This window comes from Corynebacterium sp. MSK032, from assembly GCF_030232065.1.
GTDB lineage: Bacteria > Actinomycetota > Actinomycetes > Mycobacteriales > Mycobacteriaceae > Corynebacterium > Corynebacterium jeikeium_D.
Map to the genome: position 1 here is coordinate 90375 of NZ_JASPJR010000009.1, position 16859 is coordinate 107233.

Genomic DNA, 16859 nt, shown 5'->3' on the forward strand with positions numbered 1-16859 from the left:
TTTTCTCCTGTTTATGCGGCGTCGGCCGGTAGTTCGTCCAGTCCGAGGAAGTCCAGGAGTGGGCGGGCGGGGATGATGTAGCGGCCGCCAATCTGATGCGCTGGTGTTGGGAAGTTTCCGTCTCGGATTGCGCGGTAGACACTTGACTGCGACATGCCGAGTAACGCGGCGGCGGTAGGAACTGTGACTGTAGAGGTCATAACTTGGCTCTCCTAGGTGGTAGTCTTGTTAGCAATTAACAGAAACAAACGAACAGTGGTGTTCATTGCTAACAAGTCAATATTGACATGATGACGATAGAAGTGACAAGTCAATATTGACAAACTAGGGTGTGGTGTTTGTCACATGTCTTCAAACTCGGTTGATAGGACTCTTGCTAGAAACCTTCTCTATCTGCGCGAATCGCGTGGAATGAGTCGAAAAGAACTAGCAGAAAGGGCGGCTATTCACGGTGCAGAATTTTCCGAAACGGCAATCAGACGCGCGGAAGATGCAAAACGGCCAATAAGGGCATCGGAGCTTTTTGCCCTAAGCCAGGTGTTTGACGTCGAGGTGAGTAACCTAATGCTCGTCGATATGACCGGACAACACCCGATAGTCCAAGCAGCTGCGCGCCTAAAAGAAACCGAGCAGCACCTTGAGGAGAATCTTCATACGCTAAGTTCAACCATCCCGCAGCTGGCGGAGGCTGTGCATGATCTTGAAGAAGCTGTAGTCGCTTTTGCAGAAGCGAATCACCTAATCGCAGAAGCCCCTCCAGCGGGGATGACCGGGCTCAAGCTTCCGAATGGAAGAATTTCTCTGCCTAATAACCATGTTGAGCGGGTGCTAGATCTGCTGGAAACCGTTCAGCCAATCGAGGAAGCGGCAATGGACCTCTATACGGACAATAACGCTGTCTTTGTGCATTATTCCTGGCACTCTTTTTCGGCTGAAGCTCTAAAACTCATGGGCGGCGGCTCGAATTAGGCCATGGGCGTCAGCGTCGACAGCAACGGTTCCGCTGGTTCCTTGGTTCATATGAACCGTACAAAAACCTATCGTGACCTCTAGGAACCACAAGAACCGGTTCTTACTAACTTTAATCTCTAGGGGAGATAACACTCATGGGGAGAGGTAGACCAGCTACCCCACCTGGCACACACGGCAAGGTCGACATCTGGCAAGAATCACCTGGCAAGTGGAAAGCCTTCACTCGGCTACGCCTTCACAGCGGACGGACAGTAACCGTTCGCGCAACGTCAACCGGCAAAGGTAAGGTCAGCAACCTCCTGGAAGAACGATGCAAGGAGCGGCTGGGAACATTCACGGCGGGAACACTCCGGCCGGAATCAAAGCTGAAAGACCTCCTTACAACATGGTTGGAACAGCACGATGTTTCCGAACGGTCGAAACGAATCTACGCGACCACCATGGATAACCACATCATTCCGGCCATTGGCGAGCTCCGGCTGAATGAGCTCAACCCCCAGGTTCTGCAGGTGTTCATTAACGAGAAGGCGCCAGGCATCGCTCCGACCTGCCGGGCGGTGCTATCGAGCGCGCTGGACTACGCGGTGCGAATTGGCGTCCTGGAAATAACTCCGTGGCGGGCTATCGTCCTGCCGAAAGGTGAGGTCACGGAAGTTGAAGTTCTCACAGGGGATGAACAGAAGGCCTATATCGCTGCTGTGAAGCGGTGGTGTGCTGGCTTCAATGTTGACCAGCCGAAAGATGCCAAGAAACCAGCTGGCAGGAGAGGGCGCGGTGGCGGGGCGGATAAGGTCATTCGGATTATCGCCGGTTCTGGACTGCGAACATCTGAAGCGCTAGGTCTACGTATCCAGGATGTTGATCCGAAGAATCGCAGAATAACGGTGTGTGGACAATCAACGTCAGACGGCAGTCGAACCAAAGTTTTGAAGAATGAGACTAGCCGTTTTTCGCATAGGGTTATCAGCATCACTCAAGATGCTGCCGATGCGATTCAGGAGCAGTTGGATCATGAGCTGGTGCAGTTTTGGGGAGAGCCATTGTTTCCGTCTCGGAGTGGAACTTATCGGACGGCCAATAATCTCAACCGTGATCTGCGTGATGCCACAGTGCGCTTACGTGAGGAACTGAAGCGTGACATTGTGCCAAAGAATTTCCGTTCGACTATTGGCTCGTACATCCGTGACCGGCATGGCGTCGACGCGGCACAGTTGCATCTTGGTCACTCAACTAACCAGGTAACCCAGCAGTATTACCTAGGTGCTCCAGAGGTTGTTGATGATTATCTGGGTGGCTCGAAGTGATATTCGTGGCGGTGTCTTGCGTCCTTGATGAGGTGTAACGCTGGATTACGGAGACAAAAAACAGACAGAAAATAATCAAAATCAATGATTTTTAAGACGCTGGCTAAAAGTAGTTGAACGTTCTACCTGCAGTTTTGACGATGATTGATGTTAAACATAACTGAAAATAGGGACGTTTAGCATCGAAGGGTTGCTGGTTCGAGTCCAGCTGGAGGAGCAATTAGGCCAGGTCAGGGAGTTTTTCTCTGGCCTGGTTTTTTATTCGCAGTGTTAATCCACTAAAACAATCATTAAATATTCGGGCCAAAGGACAAAATTCGTGTCTTTCCCCGACGCGCCCCGGCTGGTTATTGAGGGGTTGGGCCGTGGGAGTGAGCGGTCTATTTTCTATTCCGCCACTTATGGCCAAGTTTCGGGGTCTTGTCGATGGTGTCGGTGACTTGTCGATGGTTTTTCGGCACTTATGCGCACGGTATTGGCTGGGTCTCTCACATGTCGATGAGGTATTCACTTATGGCCACGCTCCAGCGCATCGATAGGTGAATACCTTGGCCACAAGTCGCTGGAGTCTTGGGCCAGAGCGCTGGAGCCGAAAGCTTGCCACTTACTCGCCACTTATGCGGGGGTTCTAGAATCCCAATAGCGCAATGACAAGTGAAGAGGAGCCATCACGGCATCGCGGCAGCACGCCACGTATGGCTCGAAGATGACGTATGGCTCGACAGTAACGTTTGGCTCTGTATACGCGACCATATGTACACATTGGCGCAACAGGTCACTTTTGGGCCATAGGCGGACAGTTAAGCCATAAATGGACAGGCGCATAGGAGGCGATGGAGCACTTTTTTTGGGGGGCACAAAGCTGCCCGAGCTAGCCAGTACCTGAGTACATAGAGACGTGGGCGCTATGAGTTCCCCAGCCGAAGCCGCAGGTGGCGCGGTTGGGCTGGGGCGCGGGGACCGTCGTAAAGCTAAAGGTTAGACCTGATCTAGGAGGTCCCAGAGTGTCGAACTGTGGATAATCTGCAGGTCGTGGGCTTCGGGCGCGACGTTGACGTGGCCAGGCATGAGCGTCACGGACGAATGCGTGTGACCGTGAACGATGCCGGTCCAACGATTAGCGTGCGGAGCCCAGCGGACGGCATTCTTGGACGCGGTCCGATCCATCAGCGCGGGGTAGTGGTTGACGAGATAGGCCTTCTTGCCCTGTTTAATCTGGAGATTCAGGCTGATGAGGTCAAAGACGTTCTGGTAGGCGCCCATCCATTCCATCTGCACCGCAGGCTGGAACTTGGGGTGAATCTGATCGTGGTTACCAGGAGTCAGAATCATGGTGAGGTTGCACGCTGACTTGACCTCGGCCAGCTTCTCCAGCGCGTAGGTATCTTCGTGAACCGAAATATGGGGGTAAGTAAAGAAAAGCGTGTCTGGTCGGTGTGTCGTCGGTGGGCACCTTTTCCATTTAGTCCCAATGCGAGTTACTGACCACGTTTATGACTGGTGACGTTGGGTCGATCTGAGTTACTGACTGCGTTTATGACAAAAATGGCCCGAAAAATGGCTTGAAAGTGTCATAAGCTCGCACAGTTTCACATTTGCAGCCCGTAAATTTTCGGGTTGTCAGTTTTGCTACTTAACCCACTCTATGCTCGGAGGGTTTTGCGCCTGTGAGCGTAACTCGATTCTCCGTTGGAGGGGGAGAGAGTCGGTCACGCTGCAGGTTCTCTCACGTAACCTGGGACGCATGAGGCTCGACAATATAACCCGCCCCTTGCTGGCGTCCTTTTTCGCCGCGGTCGCGTGGAGCGTTTTAGGTGGGCTCATCTTGCCGGAGCCCAACCTCGCCTACGACGAAGGAATTGCGTCGTGGATTGTGTCCATGCTGGTCTCAGTAATGCTGGTCGGAGCAATAGCCGTTTTCGCCGGTGATGGGTCGTTGGCTCGGGGGATGGCCAGCGCGCGGAGCATTGTCGCAGCAGCTACCGGCGCAGGAATTGCCGCGCTTGGCGATCTGGCATTCCTATTTCTCACCACGCCGCCCGATGGCCAGGACGGCCTAGCCGTCGCCTATGTCGTGTTCTTCTACATCCCGCTACTATTTCTTGGCGGATGGGCCGCCAGTGCCGCGATTAATCGGATGCGTAGGTGGCGCCGGAAAGCGAAGAAAGAAAGAGAGACCTAGCTGGCGGCCGTGAGCTAGGCCTCTAAATTTGGAGTCGCCAGCGCCTGGTGCGTCCGGTTAAGGCCGACCATTGCAACCTGCCGGGTGCGGAGGGCGTTTTTTCGGGGGGCAGAGGCAGTTGTCGACACCTTCATCGGACGTGAATCGGAATCGACAAACCGCCTAGCCCCAAGTGGGCGGATTCTTAGAACAGGCCAGTCGGGTTCTCGTCGTAAGAGACGAGCATGCACTTGGTCTCCTGGTAGTGCTCGAGCATCATCAAGTGATTCTCGCGGCCGATACCGGACTGCTTGTAACCGCCGAAGGCTGCGTGAGCAGGGTAGCTGTGGTAGTTATTCACCCACACACGGCCAGCCTGGATGCCGCGGGCAGCGCGGTAGGCGTTATTCTGGTTGCGGCTCCACACGCCGGCGCCAAGACCGTAGATAGTGTCGTTGGCAATCTCGAGAGCCTCATCCAGAGTCTTGAAGGTTGTCACGGCCAGGACCGGGCCGAAAATCTCCTCGCGGAAGAAACGCATCGAGTTGTTGCCCCTAAAGATTGTCGGCTCGACGTAGTAGCCTCCCTCCAGCCCTTCGAGCTTGGCGACGTTGCCGCCGGTGAGAACCTCCGCGCCCTCCTTCGGCCCGGACTCCAAGTAGCCGGAGATTTTGTCCAGCTGCTCCTGGGAGGCCTGGGCGCCCATCTGTACCGACGTATCCAGCGGGTTGCCGGTCTTAATCTGCTTAACGCGCTCGACCGCGAGCTTCAGGAACTCATCAGCGATGTCTTCGTGGACCAGGGCTCGCGACGGGCAGGTGCAGACCTCGCCCTGGTTCAACGCGAACATGGCCAGGCCCTCAATGCACTTCTCGCGGAACGCATCGTCGGCGTCCATGACGTCGGGGAAGAAGATGGACGGGGACTTGCCGCCGAGCTCCAGCGTGATCGGAATAATCTTGTCGGACACTGCCTTGTTGATTAGCTGGCCCACGGCAGTCGATCCGGTGAACGCAATTTTGGAGATCCGGTCGCTTGCGGTCAGCGCAGCACCGGCCTCGGTGCCGAGGCCATTGACGATGTTGAGAACGCCGTCCGGAAGCAAATCGGCGATAATCTCGGTGAGCATGAGAATCGACGCGGGGGTCTGCTCTGCTGGCTTGAGCACGATGCAGTTGCCGGCGGCGAGGGCCGGGGCGATCTTCCATGCGGCCATCAGGAGGGGGAAGTTCCACGGGATAATCTGGCCGACGACGCCGAGTGGCTCGTGGAAGTGGTAGGCGACCGTGTTGTCGTCAATCTGTGAGATGCGCCCCTCCTGCGTGCGGGTGGCCCCGGCGAAGTAGCGGAAGTGGTCGATTGCGAGCGGGATGTCAGCGGCGAGGGTCTCGCGAATGGCCTTGCCGTTCTCCCAGGTCTCGGCGACGGCAATCTTCTCAAGGTTTTCCTCCAGACGGTCCGCGATGCGGTGGAGGATCAGCGCCCGCTCGGCCGCAGGAACCGAGGCCCAGGAGTCCTTCGCCTTGTGCGCGGCGTCGAGAGCGAGCTCAATGTCTTTCTCGTTAGACCGCGGAACCCGGCAGAAAACCTCGCCCGTAACCGGGGTGGAGTTGTCCATGTATTGCCCGTCTACTGGAGGTGTCCACTTACCATCGATGAAATTTTCGTACTGCTCCTTGTACGTGAAGATTGCATCGGGGGTGCCGGGGTTGGCGTAAACAGTCATGTAGACACGTCCTTTCTATAGGGAAACAACAAACGTATGAGCCAACTTTAAATTGTGACTCGTGTCATAATCAACACTTATTTTTTCATCGCTTTTGCGAGAGATGCGATTGCTGCCGACCCTAAATCTGCCCCGACGTCGCCGTGAGAAATTCCAAAATTGCCCGCACACGGCGGTTTTCCTCGCCGGGCTCCAGATGCAGCTTCATAAAGATGTTGGACACGTGTTTCGCCACCGCCGCCCCGGAAAGCACGAGGTCATCGGCAATCTGCTTATTGGACTTGCCGCGTGCCATCAGCTCGAGCACTTCGCGTTCGCGCGCCGTTAAACTGGCTAGCCCCGATTTGCCGGACTGCATCAATGCCGTCGCCACATCAGGGTCAATCACCACGCCACCACCGGCGACGACTTCGAGCGAGCCCAAGAAGTCCAACACCTGGCCAACGCGGTCTTTGAGCAGATACCCGGTCCCGCCACTCGAGCTGCTGCCACTCGAGCCAACCCCAGCACTACCTCCAGCACCGCTCGACGAGAACAACTCGCGCGCATACGCCGGCGCCACATACTGCGACAGCACCATCACATTCAGCTGCGGATAACGCTCGCGCAACTCGACCGCCGCCCGCAGGCCGTCATCGCTCATCTTTGGAGGCATGCGCACATCGGTTATCACTAAATCTGGCAGCTCGCCCGTGTCATCAAAACGGTCATCGATGTCCGCCACCAGGCCGTGGGCAGTGTCGACCATCGCAATCACTTCATGTCCACGCTTTTCGACGAGCCCCGCGACCCCCTCCCGCAGGAGTGCCGAGTCATCCGCAATGACAATTTTCATTTCTTCTCCGCACCTTTCATTTCCACGTTTTCCATTTCTCCAATACCTGATTCCCAGCGGTTCAACATCAAAGGAATTCTGGCTATTACCTGCGTTGGCCCACCTTCGGGAGAGTGCATGGTCATCGCACCGTCGAAAGTGGCTAGACGCTCTTTCATACCCCGCAAACCGCGCCCCAATTTTGCGCCGCCAGGGCCTTGGTCCGTAATTGAAATATTCAGTGTTTGATCCGAGGTGAGCAGCACAGAAACAGGAGCGTTCGGTGCATATTTCGCCGCATTAGTCAGCACTTCTGCACAGAAAAAATACGCCGCGGCGAGCACACTTTCTTCCAATTCAGGCAGGGGATAGGGAGTGTGCACAACAACGTGAGGGCCGTATCCTTCAGCAATCTCTTCAACAGCCGCTTGCAGACCGCGATCGCGCAACACCTGCGGGTGAATTCCGTGGACTGTTCGCCGCAAAGCACGTAATCCATCATCCAAATGGCCGCGAGTTTCCGCGAGAAGCTGCATTAGTTCCTCATTGTCAGTATTGGATGCTTCCAATTCTGCAAGTCCCAATTTCATTGAAGCCGCAACAATGTATTGCTGAGCTCCGTCGTGGAGGTCATTTTCAATGCGGCGACGTTCAATCTCGAAGGCTTCGGCAATTGTTCGTCGTGAAGCGGTAAGTTCGGCGATGCGAGCGGCGGCGGATTCCTCGTAGCTGCGTTTATGCGCTTTTTCGCGGCGGTTCGCGCCGATATATTTGCGGAAATAATCCTTCAGCTCCATAGTTTCCTATGGTACGAAAGCTCTGTCTGCGGAGGAATTAATTTCCGGCATAGTAGACCTAGCACTACCGCAAAAGGAAAGTGGGCACGGTGTTGAAATCGCCTCCGTGCGAGTGAAATGAGTGCCATGACAGACAACAACAGCCCAAGAAACGCACGACTTTGTATTCGTGACATCACTAAGTCCTACAATTCCGCTCCCGTTCTCACCGGCATTTCGCTGACCATTGAGCCCGGCGAAACCGTTGCAGTCATGGGACCGTCAGGTTCTGGTAAGTCCACGCTGCTGCACTGCATGTCCGGCGTGTTGCTGCCGGACGACGGCGACGTCATCTTCGGTGACACAAAGATCAATTCGCTTTCTGACGCCGACCGCTCCGCCCTCCGCCTGCACGACTTCGGCTTCGTTTTCCAAGATGGCCAGCTCCTTCCCGAGCTGACTGCCAGGGAAAACGTTGCTCTGCCAATGATTCTGCAGGGCAAGAAGCGCTCGAAGTCACTCGCGCTTGCCGACGATGTCCTCAACCGCCTGGGGCTCAAGGACCTCACGCGCCGTCGCCCAGGACAGATGTCCGGCGGTCAAGCACAACGTGTGGCAATTGCCCGCGCGATGGCCGGCGAGCCAGGTGTCATCTTCGCCGATGAGCCGACTGGCGCGCTGGACCAGTCCACAGGCCATGAGGTCATGCAGCAGCTCACCGCGTTGGTGGAGCAGACTGGCACGACATTGGTGATGGTCACGCACGATGTGAAGGTGGCCGACTGGTGTCGTCGACGTGTGGAGATCCGCGATGGCCTGATTCACGACGACCGCATGCTGGCAGGAGCGGAGGTTACAAAGTGAGCACCGTAACTGAAGCAACAAAACCCCAGAGAATTCCTACCGGCGCACTAGCGGACTTGAGCACGCGGCTGCAGCGCGCCGGGCGTGAATCCCATTCGGGAAACGGCTGGCTGTCCGCATTGTCCGTGGTGGCCATGACCGTGAGTACCTGGTTGGCGTTGGTCGTCGTCGGTGGCACGGCGATGTTTTACCGCCGTTGGCAGGCTGAGCCAAAGCTGCCGCCGAACCCAACACCCGAGGATTACATGAATCAAGGTCAGGGCGAGATGTACCTGCAGCTGGCACTCGTGGCCTGTGTTTTTGTGATTCCGGCAATGGTTTCGCTCGTGGCACAGTCGGCGGTGCTTGGCGCTGCAGGACGTGAGCAGCGATTGGCAACTCTGCGCTTGATTGGTCTGTCTAACGGGGCAGTTACGCGCATGGTGATTATCGAAACCCTCGTATTGGCAGCTGTAGGGCTTGTCGTGGGCACGTTGTTGTCGGTGGCCACTGCGCCATTCTGGGCGATAATCAAGTTCGACAATGACTACCTGGATACCTGGGACATGTTGCTGCCCTGGTGGGGCTACCCGCTGGTCTGGGTTGCCGTGGTGCTCCTCGCACTCTTTGCCGCTGTGGTCGGTTTGCGAAGGGTGATGATTTCACCACTCGGCGTTAGCCGCAAGGAAGTGCCCAAGTCGATGAAGGCTTGGCGCATGATTGTGGCCGTTGTTATCGGTGCGATCGTCCTATACGTGATTGCCAACTCCAATATCGCGGGTGGAACCGTCACTGCCACGCTTGGTGTCGCAGCGATGATGTACCTGATGGTCTGGGCAATTGGCCTGGTGGCGCCTTTCTTTATCCAGCTTGTTGCCCGCATCTCCAGCTTCTTCGGTACTTCAAGTGATTTTGTGGCGACGCGACGAGTCGCGACTAACGCTAAGGAATCGTGGCGTCGAGTAAGTTCCATGGCCTTCCTGTCTCTGCTGCTTGGCTACACAATGATGGTGCCTGGCGAAGACAAGATTGAAGAGGTTGCAGATGTCACATTCGCGCACGATATTGCAACCGGTGTGACTATCACTTTCGTAATCGGTTTCATTCTGTTGCTGGTGTCAACGCTTTTGACTCAGGCCTCAGCCGTCTATGAAGAGGCATCGCTGACAAAGGCGCTGGACTTCATCGGGACGCCAATCAGCTTCCACCGCACGGTCACTTTCAAGCAGACATTCTTTCCCATGCTTGCGACCAGCATCTTCGGCTTTGTTATGGGTGCGCTGTTGGGAGCCACCATGTTCGGCCCGATTGCGAACGAAATCACGTTTGGTCAACGCTCACTTGTTGTTGCGCTGGCGTACCTCGTGGGAGTTGTATCAGTTGGCGCTGTGACCTTGGCGGTTGATCCGCTTCGCCACAAGTTGCTGGGTCGACAGATTCGCCATAACGACTAGTCGCCATTAAAAGGGCAGTGGAGTGGCCGGGCAGTGGTGCTCGGTGCTCGGCCAGTTCCTTAGGGTTCAACTTGAGGATTAGAGCCTGTAACCAACTGTGGTTCATCTGATAACCAAGCATTCATCTCACAACCACGTAATTTCTACCTCTGACTTTTAGCCTGAGGGCATGCGTACCTACGTGCTTGATACCTCGGTCCTGCTGTCCGATCCCCACGCCACCAAGAAGTTCGATGAGCACCAAGTTGTGCTTCCGCTGGTCGTGGTGAGTGAGTTGGAGGCCAAGCGCCACCACCCAGAGCTGGGGTGGTTCGCCCGAGAAGCGCTCCGTTTCCTCGAAGAGCTGCGTTACCGCTACGGCCACCTGGACCGGCCTGTGCCCGCCAATGATCTTGGCGGGTTTATGCATATTGAGCTCAACCACTCCGATCCCTCCATCCTTCCCGCAGGCTTCCGCACCGCCGAAAACGATCACCGCATTCTCGCTTGCGCCCTTAATCTTCAGCACGATGGACATGATGTCGTGCTGGTCACCAAGGACATTCCGCTTCGCGTCAAGGCTGGTGCGGTCGGCTTGCCTGCCGACGATTACCGCGCCCAGGACGTCGTTCTGACTGGGTACTCGGGAATGGTGGAAGTAGACGTCGACCCGGAGGAAATTGATCGTCTCTTCGCCAATGGGTTCCTTGAGCTCGAGCAGATCCAGGATCAGCCGCTGCACTGCGGCGTGCAGCTCAGCGCTGGTAGCCAGTCTGCGCTGGCACGGGTGAGCGCCCCGGGCGTCGTCAAGCTTGTGCGGGGCGATACGGAGGCGTTTGGCCTGAAGGGGCGGTCGGCGGAGCAGCGTGTGGCGCTTGACCTGCTGTTGGATGACTCGGTGGGGATTGTGTCCCTCGGCGGCCGAGCCGGTACGGGTAAGTCGGCGCTTGCGCTGTGCGCGGGACTGGAGTCGGTGCTGGAGCGCGGACTGCATCGCCGGATTGTGGTGTTCCGTCCGCTCTACGCGGTAGGTGGTCAGAACCTTGGCTACCTGCCAGGTAGTGAGGACGAAAAGATGAACCCGTGGGCGCAGGCTGTTTACGACACCCTGGAGGGATTGGTTTCAGACAACGTGATGGATGAGATTGCCTCGCGCGACATGCTGGAGGTACTGCCACTGACACACATTCGCGGTCGTAGCCTGCATGACAGCTTCGTGATTGTCGATGAGGCACAGTCGCTGGAGCGCAACGTACTGCTGACGGTGCTGTCGCGTCTTGGTAGCAATTCCCGAGTCATCCTTACGCACGATGTGGCGCAGCGTGACAACCTGCGCGTCGGCCGCCATGACGGCGTGCAGGCGGTGATTGAAAAACTCAAGGGCAACGAGCTTTTTGCACACATCACGCTGAAGCGCTCGGAGCGCTCGAAGATTGCGGAGCTCGTTACGGGACTACTCGATTAAGAGTAAGCTTGTGAGGCAGATACGTAGGAGCTGTTCCTGCGGTTACTTTCACTCGGATCGTTCGGCACGTACCTGCCGATGAAAGGTTTGTATTCACATGGCTACTGTGACTTTTGTTGATGCCACTCGCATTTACCCTGGTGCGACGAAGCCTTCTGTGGACAAGTTCAACTTGGAAATTGCCGATGGCGAGTTCCTGGTTCTGGTGGGCCCCTCCGGTTGTGGTAAGTCCACAACACTGCGCATGCTTGCCGGTCTGGAAGAGGTCAATGAGGGCAAGATTTTCATTGGAGATCGTGATGTGACCAATGTCTCGCCCAAGGATCGCGATATTGCGATGGTCTTCCAGAACTACGCCCTGTACCCGCATATGACGGTGCGCGAGAACATGGGCTTCGCGCTCAAGATTGCTGGTGTGGACAAGGACGAGATTGACCGTCGTGTCGAAGAAGCTGCGAAGACCCTGGATCTAACTCAGTTCCTGGATCGTAAGCCTAAGGCTCTATCCGGTGGTCAGCGTCAGCGTGTGGCAATGGGGCGTGCGATTGTGCGCAAGCCGCAGGTGTTCCTGATGGACGAGCCGTTGTCGAACCTGGACGCGAAGCTGCGTGTTCAAACCCGTACTCAGATTGCGGCCATGCAGCGTCGGATGGGTGTGACCACCATGTATGTCACCCACGACCAGACTGAGGCGCTGACCATGGGCGACCGCATCGCGGTCATTAACTTCGGTGTTCTGCAGCAGGTCGGTACCCCGCGGGAACTCTACGAAACCCCGGCAAACGAATTCGTCGCGGGCTTCATTGGCTCGCCTGCGATGAACCTGGGCACGTTCAACGTCTCTAATGGTTACGCCACGTTGGGTGAGGCCAAGATTAAGCTGCCGGAAGCCACACTTGCTGCAATCGTGCCGGAGGATCAGAACCAGATTATCGTGGGCTTCCGTCCGGAGGCATTCGACCTGGTCGAGGGGCCGGGCGATGACGTCATTCCGGTGCAGGTTAACTTGGTCGAGGAATTGGGCTCCGATGCATTCATGTATGGAGACCTCGTCGGTGGCGGAGCACTGAGCTCCGGATCTTCCTCTAACCCGGACGAAGAGGAACACGGTCAGGTGGTTATTCGTACCGCCCCGCGCACCGCGCCGAAGTTGGGCTCGGTAGTTTACGGCAAGATTCGTCCGGGCATGCTGCACCTGTTCTCGAAGTCGACTGGTATGCGCCTTCCGGCCTAAACTCTTTCGTTTAGATGAAATGAGTAGCTGGTAGGGCAGTGGGACAGTAAGACAGTTTTAGGAGCCACCGTGTCGGAAACTATGAAAATAGCCGCGACAACGGTGGCTTCAAAGCTTTTGCGCCTTCCTTGGCATATACCTCTGGAACAGTGGCCAGACGATTTGTTGGCCGCCCTACCTCAGGGAATTTCGCGGCACATTGTTCGATTCGTCAACTTGGATGACCGCGTCATTGCAGTGAAAGAAATTGGTGAGTTCACTGCTCATCATGAGTATCGAATGCTGCGTGACCTGGTCAGGCTCGGTGCTCCATCGGTTCGCCCGCTCGCGGTCATTACTGGCCGCAAGGATCCAGATGGCGAACCGTTAACTGCGGCACTCGTCACAGAACATCTCGAGTATTCGCTGCCGTATCGTGCAGTTTTTTCTCAACAGGTCACCCGCGAAACTGTGGTCCGCCTGATTGACTCGCTGGTAGTCCTGCTAGTTCGGTTACATCTCCTTGGTTTTTACTGGGGCGACGTGTCGCTGTCGAACACGTTGTTTCGTCGTGACGCAGACGCTTTCTCCGCCTACCTTGTCGACGCGGAAACGGGAGATTTGCAAGGCACACTCTCAGATTCCCGCAGGCTTTACGACGTTGACGTTGCCCATACCAACATCATCGGAGAGCTCATGGATCTGCAGGCCGGCGGATTCCTCGATCCTGAGTTGGACGTAATTGCGGTGGGTAGGCGCATTATTGAGCGTTATGAGGACCTGTGGCAAGAGCTGACGGGGGAAGAATCTATTGGTGTTGAGGAGCCTTGGCTTGTCGATGAGCGGATTCGCAGGCTCAACGACCTCGGTTTCGATGTTGGCGAGCTGAAAGTCACCAGTGATGGTGGCCGCGTTGTGTTCCGACCACGAGTGGTTGACGCAGGGCATCACCATAGGCAGTTAATGCGACTGACGGGGTTGGATGTTCAAGAACGGCAAGCGAGGCGGATGCTCAATAGTATGCAGACCTTTCGGTTGGCGGAAGGTCTTGAAGGGGTTCCGCTAGAGCAGGTTGCGCACCGATGGCTGCGTGAAGTTTTCGAGGCCACAATCCTGGCTGTGCCCGAGGGGCTGCGTGGAAGGCTGCAGGATGCGCAGGTTTTCCACGAGGTCTTGGAGCATCGCTGGTACATGGCAGAAAAACGCCGTGCGGATGTGCCGCTTCAAGAAGCGGTGCAGAGCTACGTAGACCGAGTGTTGCCCGGGCATCGCGACGAGTCCGTATATCTTCCGGCGAGCGATGAGGTCGAGTAGCTCTCTAGAAGCAGACTGTCGAGCGTACGATTATTTCAAAAGTGACAAGTAAACGACTCGCCAGGATATTATAAAAATATACATTCACGCCAAACAGGGGTGCTTTTGGTGGTCGGGTGGTTGTCGGGTCTGCGTGTGATTGTCGCGGCCAGGTGCTTACTTTGGTGCCGGTAGGCGGCTCTGTTCAGCGAAAACAGCTCGAAAACAGCTCAAATTCTAGGTGTGCTTTCGAGAGCTTTTGCTATTTTTCTCCTTTGCATTTGTTCACAGCTGGCTGAAGGCCAACCTAAATTGGTTTTGGTCAAGTAAGATTTTGGTGAGACCGAATACCCGCGTGGGTGGCGTCGAAGTTCGCATGAAAGGCTACTTCTAGCCGCAGGGCGGGATAATCCAATTAGGCCACGGCTGCTGGCAAATATTCGTCCGAATTGCTCGGAGGATGCCATTGAAGTGGCCTTTCTTCTCAAGGGAGAAAATATAGTGAAGAACTTCAAGCGCCTTTCAGCTCTGTGTGCAGCAGGCCTGATGGCAACCGCTGGTTTGGTTGCGTGCTCGAGTGATGATGCGGTTGCAGATGGTGGTGTCTACTTCCTTAACTTCAAGCCGGAGCAGGATGCCGCATATCAGAAGATTGCGAAGGCATACACTGACAAGACTGGTGTCCAGGTCAAGGTCGTTACTGCTGCTTCGAATTCCTATGAGCAAACTCTGAAGGCCGAGATTGGTAAAAAGGACGCGCCAACACTGTTCCAAGTCAATGGTCCGGCGGGCCTGCGTACTTGGCAGGAATACATGGCAGACATGTCTGACACTGAGATCGCACAAAACCTCAACGAGGGCATCGAGCCGCTGAAGGGCGAGGACGGCAAGGTATACGGCGTCCCGTTTGCAGTCGAGGGGTTTGGCCTGATCTATAACGAAGAGATCATGGACAAGTACTTCGCGCTGCCCGATGCCAAGGCCAAGAGCATCGACGAGATTAAGGCCTTCGGAAAGCTGAAGGAAGTTGCTGAGGACATGCAGGCCAAGAAGGACAAGCTGGGGATTTCCGGCACCTTCGCTTCCACCTCGCTCGCATCCGGTGAGGATTGGCGCTGGCAGACACACTTGGCCAACGGACCGGTTCATTATGAATTCGAGGACCTTGGCACCAAGGAAACCGCTGATGTGAAGTTCAAGTACAACAAGGAGTTCAAGAACCTCTTTGATCTGTACCTGAATAACTCCACTGTCGAAAAGACTCTGGCCCCGTCGAAGGCTGTGTCCGACTCGATGGCGGAATTCGCCCAGGGCAAGGCCGCTATGGTTCAGAATGGCAACTGGGCATGGTCCCAGATCAACGATGTCTCCGGCAACGTGGTCAAGCAGGACAAGATTAAGTTCATGCCTATGTACATGGGCCTGAAGGACGAGGATAAGACCGGCATCTCGGTTGGTACTGAGAACTACCTGACGGTCAACTCCAAGGCTTCGGAGGCTTCCCAAAAGGCAACGAAGGACTTCGTCAATTGGCTGTTCAACACCGATGAGGGCAAGAAGTACGTCGTCGAGGATCTCGGATTCATCGCTCCGTTCCAGAACTTCACTGAAGCCGACACTCCGAATGACCCGCTAGCCAAGGAAGTGGCCGCAGCAATTGAGAACGAGGACCTGACCACCATCCCGTGGGACTTCCAGTACTTCCCGTCGCAGCAGTTCAAGGATGATTTTGGCGCAGCGCTGGCGCAGTACGCTTCCGGAAAGATGCCGTGGGACAAGGTTGTCGAGACTTTCGCCGACAGCTGGAATGCGGAATCTCCGAACAATTAAATACCAGCAAATCAATGGTGATCCATTCCATCGGTGAGTGTGAAGCGAAAGCTTCTCGCGCATGAACAACCGACGGAATGAGTTCATCCAATGGCAAGGCGGAGCTCGGGGCTCGGTGACCTGTTAAACCGGTCTCGAGGCACCAGGCTCCGCCTTTAGCTTTAGGAGCGGTGTTGTAGATGCAAGCAACATTGAAAAAGTATTTCCCAATTTTCGTGCTACCCACGCTGATTGCCTTTGCAATCGCGTTCTTGGTGCCGTTCGTTATCGGTTTCTTCCTATCATTTACTGACTTCACAACCATCACTAATGCGCAGTGGGTTGGTATCGAGAACTACCAGAAGGCCTTTAGTGAGCGCGAGGGCTTCGTCGCTTCCTTCGGATTCACTCTCATGGTGGTTGTTGTTTCCATCATTACTGTGAACTTGTTCGCGTTCTGGATCGCATGGATTCTGACGCGCAAGCTGAAGGGCACGAACTTCTTCCGCACAGTCTTCTTCATGCCGAACCTTATCGGTGGCATCGTGCTCGGTTATACCTGGCAGTCGATGATTAACGCCGTGCTGGCATCGTACGGTACGACGATTGTGTCCGACTGGAAGTTCGGTTACGCCGGTCTGATCATCCTCATCAACTGGCAGCTGGTCGGTTACATGATGATTATCTATATTGCCGGTCTGCAGAATGTCCCACCGGAGCTCATCGAAGCTGCGGAGATTGATGGCGCCGGACGCTGGGAGATTCTGCGGCACGTTACTATCCCGATGGTCATGCCATCGATTACCATTTGCCTCTTCTTGACTCTGTCGAACACTTTCAAACTCTTCGATCAAAACTTGGCCCTGACCAATGGTGCGCCGGGTTCAGAGACAGAAATGGTTGCTCTGAACATCGTCAACACCATGTTCAACCGAATTGGTGTGGAGGGCGTTGGTCAAGCCAAGGCAGTAATATTCGTCGTCGTGGTCGTAGCGATCGCGATGCTGCAGCTGCGTGCTACTCGCAGCAAGGAAGTGGAGGCATAAATGT

The 16859-nt window shown here is 55.6% G+C and carries 15 protein-coding genes; 10 read left to right on the plus strand and 5 right to left on the minus strand.

Features of this window, described 5'->3' with window-relative positions; genetic code table 11:
* Nucleotides 1-11 precede the first annotated feature (11 nt).
* Nucleotides 12-200: a helix-turn-helix transcriptional regulator gene (locus QP995_RS06740; protein ID WP_070827293.1), complete on the minus strand. Its 189-nt coding sequence runs from the start codon at nucleotides 198-200 to the stop codon at nucleotides 12-14.
* 145 nt (nucleotides 201-345) lie between these two features.
* On the opposite strand from QP995_RS06740, the gene QP995_RS06745 reads away from it, so the two are divergent.
* Entirely contained in the window at nucleotides 346-969 is a 624-nt protein-coding gene (locus tag QP995_RS06745; protein ID WP_115598788.1) for a helix-turn-helix domain-containing protein, read from the plus strand.
* 137 nt (nucleotides 970-1106) lie between these two features.
* The gene (locus QP995_RS06750) at nucleotides 1107-2276 is read left to right on the plus strand and encodes a tyrosine-type recombinase/integrase (RefSeq protein ID WP_083324580.1); all 1170 of its coding nucleotides are present in this window, start codon (nucleotides 1107-1109) and stop codon (nucleotides 2274-2276) included.
* Between the two features lie 978 nt (nucleotides 2277-3254).
* On the opposite strand, the gene QP995_RS06755 is transcribed toward QP995_RS06750, so the two are convergent.
* Nucleotides 3255-3608 (minus strand): hypothetical protein, encoded by a 354-nt coding sequence (locus QP995_RS06755; RefSeq protein ID WP_049189619.1) that lies wholly within the window; start codon nucleotides 3606-3608, stop codon nucleotides 3255-3257.
* 412 nt (nucleotides 3609-4020) lie between these two features.
* On the opposite strand from QP995_RS06755, the gene QP995_RS06760 reads away from it, so the two are divergent.
* The gene (locus QP995_RS06760) at nucleotides 4021-4458 is read left to right on the plus strand and encodes a hypothetical protein (protein WP_284853045.1); all 438 of its coding nucleotides are present in this window, start codon (nucleotides 4021-4023) and stop codon (nucleotides 4456-4458) included.
* 184 nt (nucleotides 4459-4642) lie between these two features.
* Here the strand turns inward: QP995_RS06760 and exaC are convergent, their stop codons facing one another.
* From exaC to QP995_RS06775, 3 genes are all read right to left on the minus strand, one after another.
* Nucleotides 4643-6163 (minus strand): acetaldehyde dehydrogenase ExaC, encoded by a 1521-nt coding sequence (gene exaC / locus QP995_RS06765; protein WP_049170136.1) that lies wholly within the window; start codon nucleotides 6161-6163, stop codon nucleotides 4643-4645.
* Between the two features lie 121 nt (nucleotides 6164-6284).
* Entirely contained in the window at nucleotides 6285-6998 is a 714-nt protein-coding gene (locus QP995_RS06770; protein ID WP_284853046.1) for a LuxR C-terminal-related transcriptional regulator, read from the minus strand.
* Nucleotides 6995-7774, minus strand: a complete 780-nt coding sequence (locus QP995_RS06775; protein ID WP_080985577.1) for a sensor histidine kinase — start codon at nucleotides 7772-7774, stop codon at nucleotides 6995-6997. Before QP995_RS06775 ends, QP995_RS06770 begins: the two co-directional genes overlap by 4 nt.
* A 126-nt stretch (nucleotides 7775-7900) precedes the next feature.
* On the opposite strand from QP995_RS06775, the gene QP995_RS06780 reads away from it, so the two are divergent.
* The 7 genes from QP995_RS06780 (at nucleotide 7901) to QP995_RS06810 (ending at nucleotide 16855) form a co-directional block, all read left to right on the plus strand.
* Nucleotides 7901-8617 carry an ABC transporter ATP-binding protein gene (locus QP995_RS06780; RefSeq protein WP_049192880.1) on the plus strand — a complete coding sequence of 239 codons (717 nt, stop codon included), beginning with the start codon at nucleotides 7901-7903 and terminating at the stop codon, nucleotides 8615-8617.
* Nucleotides 8614-10050 (plus strand): FtsX-like permease family protein, encoded by a 1437-nt coding sequence (locus tag QP995_RS06785; protein ID WP_070566909.1) that lies wholly within the window; start codon nucleotides 8614-8616, stop codon nucleotides 10048-10050. The genes QP995_RS06780 and QP995_RS06785 overlap by 4 nt, the downstream gene beginning before the upstream one ends.
* Nucleotides 10051-10219: 169 nt before the next feature.
* Nucleotides 10220-11494, plus strand: a complete 1275-nt coding sequence (phoH2, locus tag QP995_RS06790; RefSeq protein WP_042388806.1) for an RNA 5'-3' helicase PhoH2 — start codon at nucleotides 10220-10222, stop codon at nucleotides 11492-11494.
* Nucleotides 11495-11591: 97 nt separating this feature from the next.
* Nucleotides 11592-12728, plus strand: coding sequence for an ABC transporter ATP-binding protein (locus QP995_RS06795; RefSeq protein ID WP_284853047.1), 1137 nt, complete (start codon nucleotides 11592-11594; stop codon nucleotides 12726-12728).
* An 81-nt stretch (nucleotides 12729-12809) separates the two neighbouring features.
* Nucleotides 12810-14021, plus strand: coding sequence for a DUF4032 domain-containing protein (locus QP995_RS06800; protein ID WP_172620277.1), 1212 nt, complete (start codon nucleotides 12810-12812; stop codon nucleotides 14019-14021).
* Between the two features lie 525 nt (nucleotides 14022-14546).
* Nucleotides 14547-15830 carry an ABC transporter substrate-binding protein gene (locus tag QP995_RS06805; protein ID WP_088611979.1) on the plus strand — a complete coding sequence of 428 codons (1284 nt, stop codon included), beginning with the start codon at nucleotides 14547-14549 and terminating at the stop codon, nucleotides 15828-15830.
* A 179-nt stretch (nucleotides 15831-16009) separates the two neighbouring features.
* Entirely contained in the window at nucleotides 16010-16855 is an 846-nt protein-coding gene (locus tag QP995_RS06810; RefSeq protein WP_016423090.1) for a carbohydrate ABC transporter permease, read from the plus strand.
* The last annotated feature ends 4 nt before the right edge of the window (nucleotides 16856-16859 follow it).